Annotated in this window: 16 protein-coding genes; 15 read left to right on the forward strand and 1 reads right to left on the reverse strand. The window is 59.8% G+C overall.

The genetic code is table 11. The features are described 5' to 3' along the window. The first annotated feature begins 5 nt into the window (after positions 1-5). Together pheT and ihfA are read left to right on the forward strand one after the other, a co-directional pair. Positions 6-2,393 carry a phenylalanine--tRNA ligase subunit beta gene (gene pheT / locus ACJ8PL_RS06910; RefSeq protein ID WP_016927965.1) on the forward strand — a complete coding sequence of 796 codons (2,388 nt, stop codon included), beginning with the start codon at positions 6-8 and terminating at the stop codon, positions 2,391-2,393. 4 nt (positions 2,394-2,397) lie between these two features. Next, positions 2,398-2,694, forward strand: a complete 297-nt coding sequence (gene ihfA / locus ACJ8PL_RS06915; protein WP_004931414.1) for an integration host factor subunit alpha — start codon at positions 2,398-2,400, stop codon at positions 2,692-2,694. 187 nt (positions 2,695-2,881) lie between these two features. On the opposite strand, the gene ACJ8PL_RS06920 is transcribed toward ihfA, so the two are convergent. Beyond that, complete coding sequence (locus ACJ8PL_RS06920; RefSeq protein ID WP_016927963.1) at positions 2,882-3,013, reverse strand: hypothetical protein; 132 nt, start codon at positions 3,011-3,013, stop codon at positions 2,882-2,884. Positions 3,014-3,245: 232 nt separating this feature from the next. Here ACJ8PL_RS06920 and ACJ8PL_RS06925 point away from each other — a divergent pair, with 232 nt between their 5' ends. From ACJ8PL_RS06925 to ACJ8PL_RS06985, 13 genes are all read left to right on the forward strand, one after another. Beyond that, on the forward strand, positions 3,246-3,662 hold the full coding sequence (locus tag ACJ8PL_RS06925) for a DUF2502 domain-containing protein (protein ID WP_261105370.1): 417 nt from the start codon (positions 3,246-3,248) through the stop codon (positions 3,660-3,662). Positions 3,663-3,841: 179 nt separating this feature from the next. Further along, positions 3,842-4,849, forward strand: a complete 1,008-nt coding sequence (gene btuC / locus ACJ8PL_RS06930) for a vitamin B12 ABC transporter permease BtuC (protein WP_097102163.1) — start codon at positions 3,842-3,844, stop codon at positions 4,847-4,849. A 45-nt stretch (positions 4,850-4,894) separates the two neighbouring features. Then, positions 4,895-5,446, forward strand: a complete 552-nt coding sequence (locus tag ACJ8PL_RS06935) for a glutathione peroxidase (RefSeq protein WP_004931411.1) — start codon at positions 4,895-4,897, stop codon at positions 5,444-5,446. A 5-nt stretch (positions 5,447-5,451) separates the two neighbouring features. After that, positions 5,452-6,207, forward strand: a complete 756-nt coding sequence (btuD, locus tag ACJ8PL_RS06940) for a vitamin B12 ABC transporter ATP-binding protein BtuD (protein ID WP_016927960.1) — start codon at positions 5,452-5,454, stop codon at positions 6,205-6,207. Between the two features lie 396 nt (positions 6,208-6,603). After that, complete coding sequence (arnB, locus tag ACJ8PL_RS06945) at positions 6,604-7,758, forward strand: UDP-4-amino-4-deoxy-L-arabinose aminotransferase (RefSeq protein ID WP_033640509.1); 1,155 nt, start codon at positions 6,604-6,606, stop codon at positions 7,756-7,758. Next, entirely contained in the window at positions 7,745-8,725 is a 981-nt protein-coding gene (gene arnC, locus ACJ8PL_RS06950; protein WP_015377702.1) for an undecaprenyl-phosphate 4-deoxy-4-formamido-L-arabinose transferase, read from the forward strand. Before arnB ends, arnC begins: the two co-directional genes overlap by 14 nt. Then, a complete protein-coding gene (arnA, locus tag ACJ8PL_RS06955; protein ID WP_274871097.1) occupies positions 8,725-10,707 on the forward strand; it encodes a bifunctional UDP-4-amino-4-deoxy-L-arabinose formyltransferase/UDP-glucuronic acid oxidase ArnA in 1,983 nt (660 codons plus the stop codon). Before arnC ends, arnA begins: the two co-directional genes overlap by 1 nt. Beyond that, complete coding sequence (gene arnD / locus ACJ8PL_RS06960; RefSeq protein WP_016927957.1) at positions 10,704-11,609, forward strand: 4-deoxy-4-formamido-L-arabinose-phosphoundecaprenol deformylase; 906 nt, start codon at positions 10,704-10,706, stop codon at positions 11,607-11,609. Before arnA ends, arnD begins: the two co-directional genes overlap by 4 nt. Continuing rightward, positions 11,606-13,270, forward strand: coding sequence for a lipid IV(A) 4-amino-4-deoxy-L-arabinosyltransferase (arnT, locus tag ACJ8PL_RS06965; protein ID WP_016927956.1), 1,665 nt, complete (start codon positions 11,606-11,608; stop codon positions 13,268-13,270). The genes arnD and arnT overlap by 4 nt, the downstream gene beginning before the upstream one ends. Next, complete coding sequence (arnE, locus tag ACJ8PL_RS06970; RefSeq protein WP_004931404.1) at positions 13,267-13,611, forward strand: 4-amino-4-deoxy-L-arabinose-phosphoundecaprenol flippase subunit ArnE; 345 nt, start codon at positions 13,267-13,269, stop codon at positions 13,609-13,611. Before arnT ends, arnE begins: the two co-directional genes overlap by 4 nt. Next, positions 13,608-14,000, forward strand: coding sequence for a 4-amino-4-deoxy-L-arabinose-phosphoundecaprenol flippase subunit ArnF (gene arnF / locus ACJ8PL_RS06975; protein WP_016927955.1), 393 nt, complete (start codon positions 13,608-13,610; stop codon positions 13,998-14,000). Before arnE ends, arnF begins: the two co-directional genes overlap by 4 nt. Before the next feature lie 171 nt (positions 14,001-14,171). Then, a complete protein-coding gene (locus ACJ8PL_RS06980) occupies positions 14,172-14,636 on the forward strand; it encodes an NlpC/P60 family protein (protein WP_016927954.1) in 465 nt (154 codons plus the stop codon). A 59-nt stretch (positions 14,637-14,695) separates the two neighbouring features. Continuing rightward, positions 14,696-15,709: a lipoate--protein ligase A gene (locus ACJ8PL_RS06985; RefSeq protein ID WP_033640505.1), complete on the forward strand. Its 1,014-nt coding sequence runs from the start codon at positions 14,696-14,698 to the stop codon at positions 15,707-15,709. Positions 15,710-15,820: the final 111 nt, after the last annotated feature.

Here is a 15,820-nt window from a genome sequence, read left to right on the forward strand (position 1 = left end):
ATCACATGAAATTCAGTGAACTCTGGTTGCGCGAGTGGGTAAACCCGGCCATCAGCAGCGAAGCATTATCCGATCAAATCACCATGGCCGGCCTGGAAGTGGACGGCGTGGATCCTGTCGCCGGCGCGTTTAACGGCGTTGTGGTGGGTGAAGTGGTCGAGTGCGGTCAGCACCCGAACGCCGACAAACTGCGCGTCACCAAGGTCAACGTCGGCGGCGATCGCTTGCTCGACATCGTCTGCGGCGCGCCGAACTGCCGTACCGGCCTGAAAGTGGCGGTCGCCACCGTGGGCGCGGTGCTGCCGGGCGATTTCAAAATCAAGGCCGCCAAGCTGCGCGGCGAGCCTTCGGAAGGCATGCTGTGCTCATTCTCCGAGCTGGGCATTTCCGACGATCATGACGGCATCATCGAGCTGCCGCTGGATGCGCCGATCGGCACCGACATCCGTGACTACCTGAAACTGAACGACAACACCATCGAGATCAGCGTTACCCCGAACCGCGCCGACTGCCTGGGCATCATCGGCGTTGCGCGCGACGTGGGCGTACTGAACCAGGTGGCGCTGACCGAGCCGGATATGAGCCCGGTGGCTGCCACTATCGACGCCACGCTGCCGATCCGCGTTGACGCGCCGCAGGCGTGTCCGCGTTATCTGGGCCGCGTGGTGAAAGGCATCGACGTCAAGGCGCCAAGCCCGCTGTGGATGCGTGAAAAGCTGCGTCGCTGTGGCATCCGCTCCATCGATGCGGTAGTTGACGTCACCAACTATGTGCTGCTGGAGCTTGGCCAGCCGATGCACGCTTTCGATCTGAGCCGCATCGACGGCGGCATCGTGGTGCGCATGGCGGAAGAAGGGGAAACCTTGACGCTGCTGGACGGTAACGAAGCCAAACTGAACGCCGATACCTTAGTGATCGCCGATCATCAAAAAGCGTTGGCGATGGGCGGCATCTTCGGCGGCGAGCATTCCGGCGTCAACGGGGAAACTCAGGACGTGCTGCTTGAGTGCGCCTTCTTCAGCCCGCTGTCGATCACCGGCCGCGCGCGCCGTCACGGCCTGCACACCGACGCTTCTCACCGCTATGAGCGCGGCGTCGATCCGGCGCTGCAGTACAAAGCGATGGAGCGCGCCACGCGCCTGCTGCTCGACATCTGCGGCGGCCAGGCCGGCCCGATTATCGACGTGACCCACGAGAACGAACTGCCGAAGCGCGCCACCATCACGCTGCGCCGCGAGAAACTGGATCGCCTGATCGGCCACGTGGTGCCGAGCGAGCAGGTCAGCGACATTCTGCGCCGCCTGGGTTGCCAGGTGACCGAGCAGGGCGACAGCTGGCAAGCGGTCGCGCCGAGCTGGCGTTTCGATATGGAGATCGAAGAGGATCTGGTGGAAGAAGTGGCGCGCGTTTACGGCTACGACAACATCCCGGATGTGCCGGTCCGCGCCGATCTGGTGATGACCCAGCATCGCGAAGCCGATCTGACGCTGAAGCGCGTGAAGACCATGCTGGTCGATCACGGTTATCAGGAAGCGATCACCTACAGCTTCGTCGATCCGAAGGTGCAGGCGTTGTTGCACCCGAATGAAGAAGCGCTGATCCTGCCAAGCCCGATTTCGGTAGAAATGTCGGCGATGCGTCTGTCGCTGTGGACCGGCCTGCTGTCTGCGGTGGTGTATAACCAGAACCGCCAGCAGACGCGTCTGCGTCTGTTCGAAAGCGGTCTGCGCTTTGTGCCTGATAGTGCGGCAGATCTGGGTATCCGTCAGGATGTCATGCTGGCGGGCGTGATCGCCGGCCATACGCACGATGAACATTGGGATCTGGCGCGCAAGCCCGTCGACTTCTATGATTTAAAAGGGGATCTGGAGTCTGTCCTCGAGCTGACCGGTAAATTATCCGAAATTCAGTTCCGGGCGGAAGCCAATCCGGCTCTGCATCCAGGGCAAAGTGCGGCGATTTATTTGCATGGCGAACGCGTTGGTTTCATCGGTGTGGTTCACCCGGAACTTGAACGTAAACTGGATCTTAACGGCCGCACCGTGGTGTTTGAACTGGAGTGGAACAAGCTTGCGAGCCGCGCCGTGCCTCAGGCGCGGGAGATTTCGCGCTTCCCGGCAAACCGCCGTGATATCGCCATTGTGGTGGCTGAAAACGTCCCCGCAGAAGATATTTTGGCCGAGTGTAAGAAAGTTGGCGCAAATCAGGTAGTTGGCGTAAACTTGTTTGACGTGTACCGTGGCAAGGGCGTGGCAGAAGGTGACAAGAGCCTGGCTATCAGTCTGGTATTGCAGGATACCGCTCGTACACTGGAAGAAGAGGAGATAGCCGCTACCGTTGCAAAATGCGTAGAGGCTCTAAAACAGCGATTCCAAGCATCCTTGAGGGATTGAACCTATGGCGCTTACTAAAGCTGAAATGTCAGAACACCTGTTTGAGAAGCTTGGGCTTAGCAAACGGGACGCCAAAGACCTGGTGGAACTGTTCTTTGAAGAGGTCCGTCGGGCCCTTGAGAATGGCGAACAGGTAAAACTGTCGGGTTTTGGCAACTTTGATCTGCGTGACAAGAACCAACGTCCGGGGCGTAACCCGAAGACCGGCGAAGACATTCCGATTACGGCGCGCCGCGTGGTGACCTTCCGTCCGGGGCAGAAGCTGAAAAGCCGGGTAGAAAACGCCAGCCCGAAAGGGTGAGTGACGTGACATCAAAAAAGGCCGCTTGCGCGGCCTTTTTCTTTTCTGAGACAAAATTCAGTTTATTCCTAATCGATAAGACAAGACGTCATTGAGCCGTTAAGTTGGCACGGCGAAAATCATCTCCCTTAATTGCAGAATATTCTCATATCTTATTTCGTATAATGTGTGGCTTTTATTTCCCGCTTCAATAACGGCCGTAATAATGGCCAGGGCCGTCGCCGCGATGGCCGCCGCCGCCGTGCGGGCCCCAGCAGCAGGCGCTAAGGGTTGAGGCGAGGGCGACCACGGCCAGCAGCATACCGATACGTTTAATCATCTTATTATCCTCCGGTGGGGATCCGTTTAATTATCATTGTCGTGCCGCTTAAGCGATGTCAGTTATTCGTTAAGCCTTGGCAGAGGCAATAATAATTAAAGGCGGCGGCAAACAGTGTCGGGATTGTGTAAGGCCGTCGAAAACGATCTGAAAATAGGCGCCGGTGAGATAGTCGCTAAATAAGCGCACTGATATAACCACTGCAGCAAGAAAAATAGAGTGAGAAGGCAAAATGAAAAAGATCCTGTTGCTGGTGTGTTTCCCGCTGTTGCTGCCGCTGGCGGCACAGGCCGATGTCTCCGTCGATATCAACGTGCCGGGCGTTTCCCTGCATTTGGGGGATCAGGACCGCCGTGGCTATTACTGGGATGGCTACGACTGGCGTCCCCCGCAGTGGTGGCATGCGCACCAGGGCCGCGGCCTGGGTGAGCGCAATGCGCGCGGTATGTACTGGGACGGCGGACGATGGCAACCTTCGCCGCCGCGTGGCTATGCGCATCGTGAACCGGAACGCAGCGGCAATCCATTCCACGGCGATCGCGATAGTCGCGACCACGACCGCCGGCATGACGATCGCGGTGACCATGACCGCCGCGATGACGGCCGCGGCCAACCTTATCCGCTGGGCAACGCCGGCCCGCATCGTTAATCCCTGAGTTTATCGGCGGCTGGTTTTGCCATCATTGCTGCGATGACGGGCAAGGCCAGCCGCTGCTTTCCTGAGCCACGATCCACGCAAGACTTCCCCTTGCGGCGTTAACCCCCTAATATTCGACTCAAACGTCAATTATCCGGCCACGACAGCGGCCGGCAGGGAACCGCCGCGCCATGCCAACCAGCCGTACCTTCACCTTACTGTTGCAACATCAACGCTACCGCGATAAACGCCAGCTCGGTCTGTTGGCGCTGGGCGTGGCGGTGGCTTTGCTGGTCAGCCTTTGCGCCGGCGACCAATGGATATGGCCGTCAGCGTGGTTCAGCGATCGAGCGCAACTGTTCGTTTGGCAACTGCGTTTGCCGCGCGCGCTGGCGGTGATGCTGGTCGGCGCCGCCCTGGCGGTGACGGGCGCGGTGATGCAGGCGCTGTTTGAAAATCCTCTGGCGGAGCCCGGTCTGCTGGGCGTCGCTAACGGCGCCGGCGTAGCGTTGGTGCTGACGGTGTTGTTGGGGCACGGTTTGTTGCCGGTGGCGCTGATGAGCGCCGCCGCGATAGCCGGTGCGCTGGCGATGACCTTCTTGCTGCTGGGTTTCGCTCGCCGGCGACGTCTGACCAATGCAAGGCTGTTGCTGGTCGGCGTGGCGCTGGGCATCGTGTGCAGCGCGCTGATGACCTGGGCGGTCTATTTTAGCACCAGCCTCGATCTGCGGCAGCTGATGTACTGGATGATGGGCGGTTTCGGCGGCGTCGACTGGCGCCAAAAGTGGCTGGTGCTGGCGCTGCTGCCGGTGTTGCTGTGGCTGTGTGGCCAGGGCCGAGCGCTCAATCTGATGGCGCTCGGCGAGGTGCAGGCGCGCCAGCTCGGGCTGTCGCTGCATTTGTGGCGTAACCTGCTGGTGCTGGCGATCGGCTGGCTGGTTGGCGTCAGCGTGGCGCTCGCCGGGGTGATCGGCTTCGTTGGGCTGGTGATCCCGCATATTTTGCGACTCACTGGCCTGACAGACCAGCGCTATCTGCTGCCGGCCTGCGCGCTGGCGGGGGCCGGGGTGTTGCTGGTGGCCGATGTGATCGCTCGCGTTGCGCTGCTGGCGGCCGAGCTGCCGATCGGCGTGGTGACCGCCACGCTGGGGGCGCCGCTATTTATCTGGTTACTGACCCGGACAAAAGGCGTAAGGTAGTTTTCTTCATTCACCTGCCATTAAAAAACCAAAGGATGACAACCGATGAGCAAGCCAATCGACAACCTGCCGTTACAAACCATCGAAAATCAGACGACCACGCTGGGTGCCTATCAGGGCAAGGTGCTGCTGGTGGTCAACGTGGCCTCGGAGTGCGGCCTGACCAAGCAGTACGAAGGGCTGGAAGCGCTGTACGAAACCTATCGCGAACGAGGGCTGGAAGTCCTGGGGTTCCCGTCCAATGAATTCCTGGGCCAGGAGCCGGGCAGCAACGAAGAGATCCTGGCGTTTTGCCGCGGAACCTTCGGCGTGCAATTCCCCATGTTTGCCAAGATTGAGGTGAACGGCGAACACCGTCATCCGCTGTATCAAGCGTTGATTGCCGCACAGCCGGAGGCTGTCGCGCCGGAAGGCAGCGAGTTCCTGGCGCGGATGACCAGCAAGGGGCGTGCGCCGAAGCACCCCGGCGACATTCTGTGGAACTTCGAGAAATTCCTTATCGCGCGCGACGGCACGGTGATCCAGCGCTTCTCGCCTGACACCACACCTGAGGATCCGGCGCTGGTGGCGGCGGTGAAACAAGCGCTGGCAGGATAATACGGATGCTGCAACTCGTTGAGGTTGGGGTGGCGGGGCGCCTGGCGCCTTTTTCGGCACAGATTGACGGCGGGTTGCAGGTTCACCTGATCGGCCCAAATGGCGCAGGGAAGAGTACCCTGCTGGCGCGGGTGGCGGGCATGCTGCCGGGGCTGGGCGAAGTCTGCCTGGACGGACGCGCGTTAGCCGATTATCCGGGGAGCGAGCTGGCGCGCCGACGCGGTTATCTCAGCCAGCAACAGCCGCCGGTGTCGCTGATGCCGGTGTTTCAGTATTTGGCGTTGCACCGGCCTGCCGGCGCGGCGCAAACCGAAGTGGAGCACACCATCCTCTATCTGTGCCAGCGGTTGAAGCTGGTGGATAAACTGTCACGCATGCTGACACAGCTTTCCGGTGGCGAATGGCAACGGGTGCGGCTGGCGGCGGTATTGCTGCAGGTGTGGCCCAGCGTCAACCCGCACAGCCGATTGTTGCTGCTGGATGAACCGACCAATAGCCTGGATGTGGCGCAAAAGGTCGCGCTGGATCGCCTGCTGCGCGAATTCTGCCAAAGTGGGCGAAGCGCGCTGGTGTGCGCGCACGATCTGAATCATACCCTGCAGCAGGCCGATCGGGTTTGGTTGTTGCACGCTGGGCAGTTGGTCGCGCAGGGCATCACCCGTGAGGTGATGGCACCCGCACTGTTGTCGCAGATCTATGAAGTGGATTTCCACCTGCAATGGGTGGGGAACCAGCGTTGGATCATGACCCGCACGGCTTAATTCGTCCCGCGGCATAAATGTAAACGAAAACTAAACATAGTGAATATAAATAGCCGGGTAATCATCGGCTATTATTGTGCTGCCTCTCATTTTCTCGTGAGTTTTCTTGAAAAACGCCAATGACGTGCTACGCTTGATTCGGCAAAAATAAAATAAGTAAATAATTATTAATAAATATAATTACTTGATTTTCATAATAAAATTAAATTAATGATGACGGCGCCTATCCATCAGTTCTCCTACTGATGACAATCCTCGTCTTAAGGTTTAGTTAAGCTTGCGGCCTTACATTGGCAGTTAATCCACGGAAACGATTCTTCTCTGGCGTTTAATATTCGTTAAACGAAAGGGATTTACAGTGTCATCAAAAGCAGTTCGATACGTTTGGGGTTAACTATGGATCAATTTTTGCCTTTCTCTCGTCCGGCCATCGGCGACGAAGAAATTGCCGCGGTAGAGAAAGTGCTGCGTTCCGGCTGGATCACCACCGGGCCGCAAAACCAGCAACTGGAAAATGACTTCTGTTCCACTTTCGGCTGTAAGCACGCCATCGCCGTCAGTTCCGCCACGGCGGGCATGCACATCACGCTGATGGCGCTGGGCATCGGCCCCGGCGACGAAGTCATCACCCCTTCGCAAACCTGGGTTTCCACCCTCAACATGATTGAGCTGCTGGGCGCCACGCCGGTGATGATCGACGTTGACCGTGATACGCTAATGGTCAGCGCCGCCGATGTCGAAGCTGCCATCACCCCCAATACCAAAGCGATTGTTCCGGTGCATTATGCCGGTGCTCCCCTGCAGATGGATGCGCTGCGCGCCGTGGCCGAACGCCACCGCTTACCGCTGATCGAAGACGCCGCCCATGCGGTCGGCACGCGCTACAACGGCGAATGGGTCGGCGCACGCGGCACGGCGATTTTCTCTTTCCATGCGATTAAAAACGTGACCTGCGCCGAAGGCGGCCTGATAGCCACCGATGACGATGCGCTGGCGGATCGCCTGCGTTGTCTGAAGTTCCATGGTCTGGCCGTCGATGCCTTCGATCGCCAGCAGCTAGGCCGCAAACCGCAGGCCGAAGTGGTGGAGCCGGGTTACAAGTACAACCTGTCCGACATTCACGCGGCGATCGCCGTGGTGCAGCTGTCACGCTTCGCTGAGCTGAACGCACGGCGTAAGGCGCTGGCACAGCGCTACCTGAGCGCGTTGGAAGGCTCGCCGTTCCAACCGTTGGGCGTGCCGGATTATCCGCATGACCACGCCTGGCACCTGTTCATGGTCCGCGTCGATCCGGCGCGTTGCGGCATCGATCGCGACCAGCTGATGGAGCGCCTGAAAGAGGTTGGCGTCGGCACCGGGCTGCATTTCCGCGCCGCGCACACCCAGAAATTCTACCGTGAGCGTTATCCACAGCTTTCTTTGCCGAATACCGAATGGAACTCGGCGCGGCTGTGCACCTTACCGCTATTCCCTGACATGACCGACGCCGACGTGGATCGCGTGGTCAATGCCTTGTCTTCTGTTGTGGAGTCTTTACGTGTCTCGCGTTGAACCGATTAAAAAAGTGTCGGTAGTCATCCCGGTATACAACGAGCAGGAAAGCCTGCCGGCGTTGCTGGAGCGTACTACTGCCGCCTGTAAGCAGTTATCTCAACCTTATGAAATCATCCTCGTCGACGATGGCAGCAGCGACAACTCCGCTGACATGCTGACCGCGGCGGCGGAAAAGCCGGACAGCCACGTGATCGCCGTTTTGCTGAACCGCAACTACGGCCAGCACTCGGCGATCATGGCCGGTTTCAACCAGGTGACCGGCGATCTGGTGATTACGCTGGACGCCGATCTGCAGAACCCGCCGGAGGAGATCCCTCGTTTGGTCAGCGTGGCGGAAGAGGGCTATGACGTGGTGGGCACCGTGCGCGCCAACCGTCAGGACTCCTGGTTCCGCAAAAGCGCCTCGCGCGTGATCAACATGATGATTCAACGCGCCACCGGCAAGTCGATGGGGGACTACGGCTGCATGCTGCGCGCCTACCGTCGTCATATCGTTGAGGCGATGCTGCACTGCCATGAGCGCAGCACCTTTATCCCGATTTTGGCGAACACCTTCGCCCGCCGCACGACCGAGATCGACGTGCGTCACGCCGAACGCGAGTTTGGCGACTCCAAGTACAGCCTGATGAAGCTGATCAACCTGATGTATGACCTGATCACCTGCCTGACCACCACGCCGCTGCGTTTGCTCAGCGTGGTCGGCAGCATCGTGGCGCTGTCCGGGTTTGTGCTGGCGCTGGTGCTGATTGCACTGCGTCTGCTGCTCGGCCCTGAATGGGCCGCCGGCGGCGTGTTCACCCTTTTCGCCGTCCTGTTCACCTTTATCGGCGCCCAGTTTGTCGGCATGGGGCTGTTGGGTGAATACATCGGCCGCATCTATACCGACGTGCGTGCGCGTCCTCGCTATTTTGTTCAGAAAGTGGTCGGTGCACAGCATGACCACAATACTCAGGAAGAAGAATGATGAAAGCTATTGTATTTGCTTACCATGATATTGGCTGCGCAGGTCTGAAAGCGCTGACTGAGGCGGGTTATGACGTGCAGGCCGTGTTCACGCACACCGACGACCCTGGTGAGAACAACTTCTTCTCCTCTGTGGCCCGTTTGGGCGCCGAATTGGATCTGCCGGTCTATGCGCCGGAAGACGTAAATCACCCGCTGTGGGTTGACCGCATTCGCGCACTGCAGCCGGACGTGATCTTCTCGTTCTATTACCGTCACATGCTGAGCGACGAGATCTTGTCGCTGGCGCCGCAGGGCGGTTTCAACCTGCACGGCTCGCTGCTGCCGCGTTACCGCGGCCGCGCGCCGGTGAACTGGGCGCTGGTGAATGGCGAAACCGAAACCGGCGCCACGCTGCACAAAATGGTGAAACGCCCGGACGCCGGCGACATCGTCGGTCAGCAGAAAGTGACCATCGCAGACAACGATACCGCGCTGACGCTGCACAAAAAAGTGCTGGAAGCCGCGCAGGTCGTGTTGAAAGAGCAACTGCCGAAACTGAAGAACGGCACCGCCACCTTCACCCGGCAGGATGAGTCTCAGGCCAGCTACTTCGGCCGTCGCACCGCGGCGGACGGCGAGATCCTGTGGCACAAATCCGCTAAAAAGATCAATAACCTGGTGCGTGCCGTCACGGAGCCGTACCCGGGCGCGTTCAGCTACCTCGGCCAGCGCAAACTGATTGTCTGGCGCTCTCGCGTGCTGGACACCCAACACGATAAACAGCCGGGCACCGTGCTGAGCACCTCGCCGCTGGTCATCGCCTGTGGCGAAGGCGCGCTGGAGATCGTCGCCGGTCAGAACGACAGCGGTCTGTACGTGCAGGGTAGCCGCCTGGCGCAGGAAATGGGCATCGTCACCGACGTGCGTTTGGCCGCCAAGCCGAACGCCGTAATGAAACGCCGCACCCGCGTGCTGATCCTCGGGGTTAACGGCTTCATCGGCAACCACCTGACCGAGCGCCTGCTGCGCGACGACCGCTACGACATCTACGGTCTGGATATCGGTTCTGACGCCATCAGCCGCTTCCTCGACAACCCGCGTTTCCACTTTGTGGAAGGCGACATCAGCATCCACTCCGAGTGGATCGAGTATCACATCAAGAAATGCGACGTGGTGCTGCCGCTGGTGGCGATCGCGACGCCGATCGAATACACCCGTAACCCGCTGCGCGTGTTCGAGCTGGACTTCGAAGAGAACCTGAAGATCGTTCGCGACTGCGTGAAATACAACAAGCGCATCATCTTCCCGTCCACCTCAGAAGTGTATGGCATGTGCGACGACAAAGAGTTCGACGAAGACCATTCGCGTCTGATCGTCGGGCCAATCAACAAGCAGCGCTGGATCTATTCGGTCTCCAAACAGCTGCTGGATCGGGTGATCTGGGCTTACGGCGCCAAAGAAGGCCTGAAGTTCACGCTGTTCCGTCCGTTCAACTGGATGGGGCCGCGTCTGGATAACCTGGACGCTGCGCGCATCGGTTCTTCTCGCGCCATCACTCAGCTGATCCTCAATCTGGTGGAAGGTTCGCCGATCAAACTGATGGACGGCGGCGCGCAGAAACGTTGCTTCACTGACATCAACGACGGCATCGAAGCGCTGTTCCGCATCATCGAGAACCGCGACGGCCTGTGCGACGGCCAGATCGTCAACATTGGCAACCCGACCAACGAAGCGAGCATTCGCGAGCTGGCGGAAATGCTGCTGGAAAGCTTCAACAACCACCCGTTGCGCGACCGCTTCCCGCCGTTTGCCGGCTTCAAGGACGTAGAGAGCAGCAGCTACTACGGCAAAGGTTACCAGGACGTCGAGCACCGCACGCCGAGCATCAAAAACGCTCACCGTCTGCTGGGCTGGCAGCCGACCATCGAGATGAAGCAAACCGTCGCCGATACGCTGGACTACTTCCTGCGCACTACCGTTCAGGAAGGGAACGGTGCATGAAGAAAGTCGGTCTGCGGGTTGATGTAGATACCTTCAGCGGCACCCGTGAAGGGGTGCCGCAGTTGCTGGACCTGTTCGAAAAGTACGACATTCAGGCCAGCTTCTTCTTCAGCGTGGGACCGGACAACATGGGGCGCCATCTTTGGCGCCTTTTGCGTCCGAAATTTCTGTGGAAAATGCTGCGTTCGAACGCCGCCTCGCTGTACGGCCTGGATATTCTGCTGGCCGGCACCGCCTGGCCGGGGCGCAATATTTCGCGCGCGTTGGGGCCGCTGATGAAGCGCACCGCCGAAGCCGGCCATGAAGTCGGGCTGCACGCCTGGGATCACCAGGGCTGGCAGGCCAAGGTCGGCAAGTGGAGCGAGGCGCAGCTGACCGAGCAGGTGCAGCGGGGCGTCGACGCCCTGAGCGCCTGCACCGGCCAGCCGGTGAAATGCTCCGCCGTGGCGGGCTGGCGCGCCGATACGCGCGTGCTGGAGGTCAAGCAGCGCTTCGGCTTCCATTACAACAGCGATTGCCGCGGCACCCATCCGTTTCGTCCGGTGCTGAGCGATGGGCGTCACGGTACGGTGCAGATCCCGGTCACGTTGCCGACCTTTGACGAAGTGATCGGCAGCGAAGTCAGCATGGCCGACTTCAACGACTATATTCTGCGCGCCATCGAGAACGATCGCGGCGTGCCGGTGTACACCATTCACACCGAAGTGGAAGGCATGTCGCAAGCGGCGATGTTCGAACAGTTATTGCAACGCGCACAGCGGCAGGGCATCGAATTCTGTCCGCTGAGCGCGCTGTTACCGCAAGATTTGGCGTCACTGCCGTTGGGCCGCATCAAGCGCGCTCCTTTCCCCGGCCGCGAAGGTTGGCTGGGCTGTCAAACCGATGTGAAGGACGTTACATGAAGGCGCTAAAAGGATCCTGGGCCATTCTGCTGGCCGTTTTTTTTGCTCTGGTTTACCTGATCCCGCTAAACGGCCGCCTGCTGTGGCAGCCGGATGAAACGCGTTATGCCGAGATCAGTCGTGAAATGCTGCAACGCGGCGATTGGGTGGTGCCGCATCTGCTGGGGCTGCGTTATTTCGAGAAGCCGGTAGCGGGTTACTGGTTCAATAACATCAGCCAGTGGCTGTTTGGCGAAAATAACTTTGCGGTGCGCTTCGGCTCGGTGTTCAGCACCGGCATGACCGCATTGCTGGTGTTCGCGCTGGCGATGCTGATGTGGCGCAATGCGCGCCGCGCCAGTCTGGCGATGTTGATGTTCCTGTCGATGGTGCTGGTGTTCAGCATCGGCACTTACAGCGTGTTGGATCCGATGATTTCGCTGTGGCTGGCGGCGGCGATGGTCAGCTATTACCTGACGCTGCAGGCCTCCTCGGTCAAGGGCAAGCTGGGCGCTTACGCATTGCTGGGCCTGGCCTGTGGCATGGGCTTTATGACCAAGGGCTTCCTGGCGCTGGCGGTGCCGGTGATCGCGGTGATCCCGATCGTCATTCAGCAACGCCGCATCAAGGATCTGCTGTGCTATGGCCCGGTGGCGATCGTGACCGCTACGCTGCTCAGCCTGCCGTGGGCGCTGGCTATCGCGCAACGCGAACCCGATTTCTGGAATTATTTCTTCTGGGTCGAGCATATTCAGCGTTTCGCTGAAGATAATGCTCAACACAAAGCGCCGTTCTGGTATTACCTGCCGGTTCTGCTGGCGGCGGTGCTGCCTTGGCTGGCGCTGCTGCCCGGCGCGCTGCTCAAAGGTTGGCGCGAGCGCGTACAGCGTCCGGAGCTGTTCTTCCTGCTGAGCTGGGCGCTGATGCCGCTGATCTTCTTCAGCATCGCCAAAGGCAAGCTGCCGACCTACATTCTGCCGTGCATGGCGCCGCTGGCGCTGCTGATGACCGCCTATGCGGAAGACTATGCCGCCACGCTGCGCGCCAAGCTGTTCAAGGCCAATGCCTGGTTGAACGGCCTGTTCGGGCTGATTGGCATCGTGGCGCTGGTGGTGTTGAGCTCCGGTCTGCTGCCGAAAGCGCATCTGTTTACTCCCCAGGAGTGGCCGAAAGTGGTGCTCGGCCTGATCGCCTTCGGCGGCTGGCTGCTGTTCGCATTGGTTTCTGCGCGTGATAACGGCCGCCAATGGCGCTGGGCGGCGGCTTGCCCGGTGCTGCTGTGCCTGGTGATCGGTTACGCCATTCCGCAACAGGTGACCGATTCCAAACTGCCGCAAAACTTCGCCCGCGCCACGATGGCCGAACTGAGCGACAGCCGCTATGTGTTGAGCGACAGCGTCGGATTGGCGGCCGGTCTGGCCTGGGAACTGAAGCGCAGCGACGTGCTGATGTACAGCCAGAAAGGCGAGGTGGCCTATGGTCTTGAGTACCCGGACGCCAAGGGGCACCTGATCAGCGATGCCGACTTCCCGCAGTGGCTGGCGCAGGCGCGCAAGCAGGGCAATGTGTCGCTGGTGTTGCAGCTGTCCCGTGATGAAGCGCTGCCGCAGGAGCTGCCGGTCGCAGACAAGGTGGATCGTATGAACCGCCTGGTGCTGATGTGGTATAAACAGCAACCATGATCGGTTTTTTGTTGGTGATAGTGGTCAGCCTGCTCACCTGTGGTGGGCAGCTGTGCCAGAAACAGGCGGCGCACTGCTGGGAACGGGCAGACGAGGCGCGGCTGAAACAGACGCTGCGCTGGTTGGCGCTGGCGGTGTTGCTGTTGGGGCTGGGCATGGCGGTGTGGCTCAATGTGTTGCAACGCCTGCCGCTCAGCCTGGCTTACCCGATGCTCAGTCTGAACTTCGTGATGGTGACGCTGGCGGCGCGCTGGCTGTTTCATGAGCCGACGACCGTTCGCCACTGGTGCGGCGTGGCGTCGATTATGCTGGGGATCCTGCTGATGAGCGTGCATTCATGAAGGGCTATGCCTGGGGCGCCGCCAGCGTACTGCTGGTGACGCTGGCGCAGTTGCTGATGAAGTGGGGCATGGTGCAGATCCCGCTGATGTCGTTCGCCGACGTCTCGTTGGCGCTGATCGGCGACAACGGGTTGCCGCTGCTGGCGGTGGGCGGCGGCATCTTCGGTTATGCGCTGTCGATGCTGTGTTGGTTCTTTGCGCTGCGCCATCTGCCGTTAAACCGCGCTTATCCTCTGCTGAGCGTCAGCTATGCGCTGGTTTACCTGGCGGCGGTGATCCTGCCGTGGTTTAACGAGTCCGCTACGCTGCTGAAAACGTTGGGCACGCTGTTTATTCTGTTCGGCGTCTGGCTGATTAACAGCAAACCCGAGACAAAATCGCCGGAATAGCGCCAAAACCGGCGATCCCGCCATTATCTCCCTTATGGCGCTTGCCTTTTTCATCGTGCGGGAGATAAATTAACGCCAAATGGCGCTCTCCTTACGTGATGCCGGCTTTGCCTCGCAGGCGGTGGTGTACCGGATGGCATAATGCGGCGACGTGTTCAATGAAGGGATATTATGCGGATGCGTGTGTGGTTTTTATTAGCCAGTTTGATCCTCGCCGGGTGTAGCAGCCATGCGCCGCCGCCCAGCGGCCGCCTGGCGGACTCTATCGTGGTGGTGGCCCAGCTCAACGAACAGTTGCGCCAGTGGTACGGCACGCCATACCGTTACGGTGGTCTGGATCGCGGCGGCGTAGATTGTTCCGGCTTTGTTTACCGCACGTTCCGCGATCGTTTCGATATGCAACTGCCGCGTTCGACCGAAGAACAGACCTCCCTGGGCACCAAGGTTTCACGCGATGAGCTGATGCCGGGCGATCTGGTGTTTTTCAAAACCGGCGGCGGTGAGAACGGCCTGCACGTCGGCATTTACGATACCAACGACCAATTTATCCACGCGTCGACCAGCCGCGGGGTGATCCGCTCCTCGCTCGATAACGTCTACTGGAAGCGGGTGTACTGGCAGGCGCGACGCATTTAGCCTTAACCCGTTGATTTGGTGTATCATGGCGGCATCTCGTGTTTTGAACGGTGCCTGCCATGAACAGCCTGCGTTTACTGATCTCCGACTCCTACGATCCCTGGTTCAACCTGGCGGTGGAAGAGTGCATCTTCCGCGAAATGACCACGCAAAAGATTCTCTTCCTGTGGCGCAATGCCGAAACGGTGGTGATTGGCCAGTCGCAAAACCCCTGGAAAGAGTGCAATACCCGGCGTATGGAGCAGGACGGCATTCGGTTGGCGCGGCGCAGCAGCGGCGGCGGGGCGGTATTTCACGATCTGGGCAATACCTGCTTCACCTTTATGGCCGGCAAACCGGGCTACGACAAGAGTGTCTCGACCGACATCATTCTGCAAGCGCTGCGGCAGTTGGGCGTCACAGCCGGCGCGTCGGGGCGCAACGATCTGGTGATGGAAACCGCCGACGGGCCGCGAAAAATATCCGGATCGGCCTATCGAGAAACGCAGGATCGCGGTTTCCACCATGGCACGCTGCTGCTGAATGCCGATCTGGAACGGCTGGCGGACTACCTCAATCCGGATCCCAAAAAACTGCAGGCCAAGGGCATCACCTCGGTGCGTTCGCGCGTCGCCAATCTGGCGGAGTTTTTGCCGGGCATCAGCCATGAGCTGGTGTGTGAGGCGATCGTTCAGGCCTTCTTCGCCCACTATGGCGAGACGGCCGAGCCGGAGATCATTTCGCCGGATGTATTCCCCGAACTGCCCGATTTTGCCGCGCAGTTCGCCAAACAGAGCAGCTGGGAATGGAATTTTGGCAAGGCGCCGGCGTTCAGCCACTTGCTCAACGAGCGCTTTGTCTGGGGCGGTGTAGACCTGTTCTTCGATGTGGAGAAGGGGGCGATCGTTCGCGCGCAGGTATTCACCGACAGCCTGAATCCCGCCCCGCTGCAGCGGTTGGCGGAAATGCTGGTGGGCTGCGCGTATCGAAGCGAGCCCGTTGCCGCTTGCTGTGACCGACTGATGGCGGACTATCCTCAGCAGGCGGCCGAATTAGCCGAGCTGCGGCAATGGCTGAGCGAAACGATCCGCTAGCGCGCGCAGGCCAGGTGATGAAGGGATGAGCGTGCTCATCCCTTTTTTTATTGCTGAAATCGACGTTTTGCATGGCGGTAGCGCAGATTTTCTGAAAATCAAGGTGGGCAT

Origin of the sequence: Serratia sp. CY83965, assembly GCF_052166375.1 — a bacterium.
Taxonomy (GTDB): domain Bacteria; phylum Pseudomonadota; class Gammaproteobacteria; order Enterobacterales; family Enterobacteriaceae; genus Serratia; species Serratia marcescens.

Excerpts from the sequence above, each read along its gene's own strand:
- ihfA (WP_004931414.1), top strand. The coding sequence starts at position 2,398 with ATGGCGCTTACTAAAGCTGAAATGTCAGAACACCTGTTTGAGAAGCTT.
- ACJ8PL_RS06985 (WP_033640505.1), top strand. The coding sequence starts at position 14,696 with ATGAACAGCCTGCGTTTACTGATCTCCGACTCCTACGATCCCTGGTTC.
- pheT (WP_016927965.1), top strand. The coding sequence starts at position 6 with ATGAAATTCAGTGAACTCTGGTTGCGCGAGTGGGTAAACCCGGCCATC.
- arnA (WP_274871097.1), top strand. The coding sequence starts at position 8,725 with ATGAAAGCTATTGTATTTGCTTACCATGATATTGGCTGCGCAGGTCTG.
- ACJ8PL_RS06920 (WP_016927963.1), bottom strand. The coding sequence starts at position 3,013 with ATGATTAAACGTATCGGTATGCTGCTGGCCGTGGTCGCCCTCGCCTCA.
- btuC (WP_097102163.1), top strand. The coding sequence starts at position 3,842 with ATGCCAACCAGCCGTACCTTCACCTTACTGTTGCAACATCAACGCTAC.
- arnB (WP_033640509.1), top strand. The coding sequence starts at position 6,604 with ATGGATCAATTTTTGCCTTTCTCTCGTCCGGCCATCGGCGACGAAGAA.
- arnD (WP_016927957.1), top strand. The coding sequence starts at position 10,704 with ATGAAGAAAGTCGGTCTGCGGGTTGATGTAGATACCTTCAGCGGCACC.
- ACJ8PL_RS06925 (WP_261105370.1), top strand. The coding sequence starts at position 3,246 with ATGAAAAAGATCCTGTTGCTGGTGTGTTTCCCGCTGTTGCTGCCGCTG.
- arnF (WP_016927955.1), top strand. The coding sequence starts at position 13,608 with ATGAAGGGCTATGCCTGGGGCGCCGCCAGCGTACTGCTGGTGACGCTG.
- ACJ8PL_RS06980 (WP_016927954.1), top strand. The coding sequence starts at position 14,172 with ATGCGGATGCGTGTGTGGTTTTTATTAGCCAGTTTGATCCTCGCCGGG.
- arnE (WP_004931404.1), top strand. The coding sequence starts at position 13,267 with ATGATCGGTTTTTTGTTGGTGATAGTGGTCAGCCTGCTCACCTGTGGT.
- btuD (WP_016927960.1), top strand. The coding sequence starts at position 5,452 with ATGCTGCAACTCGTTGAGGTTGGGGTGGCGGGGCGCCTGGCGCCTTTT.
- ACJ8PL_RS06935 (WP_004931411.1), top strand. The coding sequence starts at position 4,895 with ATGAGCAAGCCAATCGACAACCTGCCGTTACAAACCATCGAAAATCAG.
- arnT (WP_016927956.1), top strand. The coding sequence starts at position 11,606 with ATGAAGGCGCTAAAAGGATCCTGGGCCATTCTGCTGGCCGTTTTTTTT.